This is a genomic window from Neobacillus vireti (assembly GCF_036962465.1).
GTDB classification, from domain to species: Bacteria; Bacillota; Bacilli; order Bacillales; family Cytobacillaceae; genus Neobacillus; species Neobacillus vireti_B.
Map to the genome: position 1 here is coordinate 1 of NZ_JBALNF010000042.1, position 2,704 is coordinate 2,704.

Genomic DNA, 2,704 nt, shown 5'->3' on the forward strand with positions numbered 1-2,704 from the left:
TAGAAGAAACATGATAATTTATTGTTTGTTGACGTTTTTGTTTGTTTAGTTTTCAAAGAACAATTTGATAAGACAACTTTTATATCTTATCAGTTATTCATTTATCTGTCAACAACTTTTTAACAATCTTTTTTAAAAGTTTTATGATCTTGCTGACAGCTTTCATAGTATATAACTGATTAAACTAGCATGTCAACAACTAATTACTATTTTTAAATAGTTTTGCTAACAGTTTCTATATCTTATCACCGTGACTAGGACAAATCAATGGAAGTTTTATCCGTATTCTAAGTGAAATTTACTTCATAAAACTTTAGCTTTCAAATTATAGGAGTATCAAGGTCATTATACAAAAGATAAAGAAATTGCGTAAAAGAGAAACTCCTTATCTTTGCAATTTTTAGTGCGATTTAATGATTTATACAAGCAATCAGCCTTGGAGCGCTCTAAAACTTAATCACCATAAGGTAGTAGACCTGACAGAACTGTTACGAGACGTAATATCCCTCCCCGCTGTTGGTTTAACTAAAATAATCAGTTTAGGATTACCCGCGATCGTTAAAGCTAATTATTTTGGGCTCGCCTAATGTATCTTAGTTTGGAGAATATAGGTCTAAAGACTAGGAAGAATTTTTCCATGTAAAGGTTTTCCTCACAGGTTATTAACAAAATTACATTTACTATCCACAGTTCGGTGTAAGATATCAACAGTTTTCCACTATTTATTAACACTTTATGTGGATATCTTCTGAATATTTAGTGGTCCTCCATCTGTTTTATTAGATATTCACATTTTAATGTGAAGTATCCACAAAATACACAATTTTATCCACAAACTCTGGTTATCTTTCCACATTCCGCTCCGCTTTGTCCACAAAAAAACCTAGATATAGATCTAGGCCTTTTCACTCACTCTGTTGTTGTTCATCCAGTCTTGTTGACTCATTATTTTGTTCTACAATTTCCCTTAGTTCACCAGTATCCCCTTTGGCATTAATAATTTCAAAGATCTGGTTTAGCCCTTCACTTGTTTCATCATTATTCTTTTTCATGCCGTTCTCCTTTTTGTGGCTAATTGCCCGTTTTGAAGGTTGTCGAAAACATTCTTGTCCATCTTGACAATTTTCTTCTATTTTCACTATTAGTATTTGCTATTCTTGAAAGAAATAATAGATAGGGGGACAGAAAATAATGTATTTTGAATTATTGTTAGATACCATCCTTGGAGAACGACAAATATTCCATATTATTGAATGCCCTGTCTGTGGTCTGGAGGAGATTTATTACGAACATAGTGTGACAAAAAGATTGATTGGCCGTGCCTGCCGCAGTTGCAATTTTGTCCAAAGGTTTGAAAAATAGAAAAACGCCTAGGAATTAATCCTAGGCTTCTTTTTACCGTGATGATTATTATTTACATTCTTAGACCAAGTTCGACTGCTTTACTGTTGTGGTATAAAGCTTTGACTTTTAGTTTCATTCTTAGCTCTTCGTTCAAGCAATCCTGCTGCAACAGTTGGTTATGCCGATGCTGGAACAAATGGTAATAGTATTGAACCTTATTTAGTAGTTTTAACACATGAAAGACCTCCTCAATTGTCGTTTACATAAATCGCAGGAGTTTGTCGTGTTCGGTAACTGGCGAGCATCGTTTAGAAAAACCTAAGCCCCTGTAGTTTTGCGTCACCACTTTTCAATGGTTTTGCCGTTTCGGACGATTTATGTGCTTATAAAAAACTATAAGGAACGTTTTTAGAAAATAAAAGAGGCTTTCGACTCATCAACCCGTTCTATATTTTATGAGAAAAATCCTAACCTTATTACACTAGCGGCTTTTAACGTTTTAAAGTCTTTCATTGTGTCCATGATAGTAAGGAAGAGAATTTTTATAAAAGAGGACGTTTATTATGACAAAACTACCTTTATTAATGACCATTATGATCGTAATTGCCTCTCCTTTGACCGGCTGCTCATTGAAACAGTATTTTGTTGAAAATCAGCCAACTGCGCCCAGTAAAAATGTGGTGGACACTGCGGGTTTAAAAAACGAAAAGAAGAGTGTTTCGGTTGTTGCCAATCCTTCAGCTATTCCTGTTTTGGTTAATAAAGTGAATAAACTGCCTGCTAGTTATCAACCAAGTGATTTGGTTGACCCTGACATTCCGTTTATTTTTAAAGCAAAAGTGGAGAAACGGAAGATGCGCAGCAGTGCTGCCCAAGCAATTGAAAAATTGTTTATCGGAGCCAAACACGATGGAGTCAGCCTTCTAGGCGTATCTGCTTATCGCTCTCACGCGGCTCAAATAGCTGTGTTTAATCACTATGTAAGTGTCGATGGCCTTAAAGCAGCAAAGACTTACAGTGCGGTGCCAGGCACCAGCGAACATGAGACTGGCCTTGCTATTGATGTAACGGGCGGTGATGGAAAGTGTGCAGCTGAGGATTGTTTTGCCGGGACTTCTGCAGCAAAGTGGCTGGAGAAGCACGCTGACGAATATGGCTTTATCATCCGCTATCCAAAAGGGAAGGAAGACATTACCGGCTACCAATATGAACCATGGCACCTGCGTTACGTCGGCAAAAAAGTCGCCCAAGATATTATGAGTAAAAAAATCACTCTTGAAGAATACCTCGAAACTATCCAAGTAAATAAATAAACTTGCGGTGCCCGTCACCATTAGTAATGCCTAGATAGGAGTATCGG

The 2,704-nt window shown here is 36.6% G+C and carries 4 protein-coding genes and 1 riboswitch; of the genes, 2 read left to right on the forward strand and 2 right to left on the reverse strand.

The features are described 5' to 3' along the window. Nucleotides 1-905: 905 nt before the first annotated feature. Nucleotides 906-1,052: a hypothetical protein gene (locus tag V7077_RS17810; RefSeq protein ID WP_335504355.1), complete on the reverse strand. Its 147-nt coding sequence runs from the start codon at nt 1,050-1,052 to the stop codon at nt 906-908. A 139-nt stretch (nt 1,053-1,191) separates the two neighbouring features. Between V7077_RS17810 and V7077_RS17815 the strand changes: the two genes are divergently transcribed. Beyond that, entirely contained in the window at nt 1,192-1,362 is a 171-nt protein-coding gene (locus V7077_RS17815; RefSeq protein WP_335504357.1) for an acyltransferase, read from the forward strand. Nucleotides 1,363-1,414: 52 nt separating this feature from the next. Here V7077_RS17815 and V7077_RS17820 read toward each other — a convergent pair whose 3' ends face one another. Continuing rightward, nucleotides 1,415-1,579: a hypothetical protein gene (locus V7077_RS17820; protein WP_335504359.1), complete on the reverse strand. Its 165-nt coding sequence runs from the start codon at nt 1,577-1,579 to the stop codon at nt 1,415-1,417. A 51-nt stretch (nt 1,580-1,630) separates the two neighbouring features. After that, nucleotides 1,631-1,717: riboswitch (cyclic di-GMP riboswitch) on the reverse strand. A 190-nt stretch (nt 1,718-1,907) separates the two neighbouring features. Here V7077_RS17820 and V7077_RS17825 point away from each other — a divergent pair. Next, entirely contained in the window at nt 1,908-2,657 is a 750-nt protein-coding gene (locus V7077_RS17825) for a M15 family metallopeptidase (RefSeq protein ID WP_335504361.1), read from the forward strand. Nucleotides 2,658-2,704: the final 47 nt, after the last annotated feature.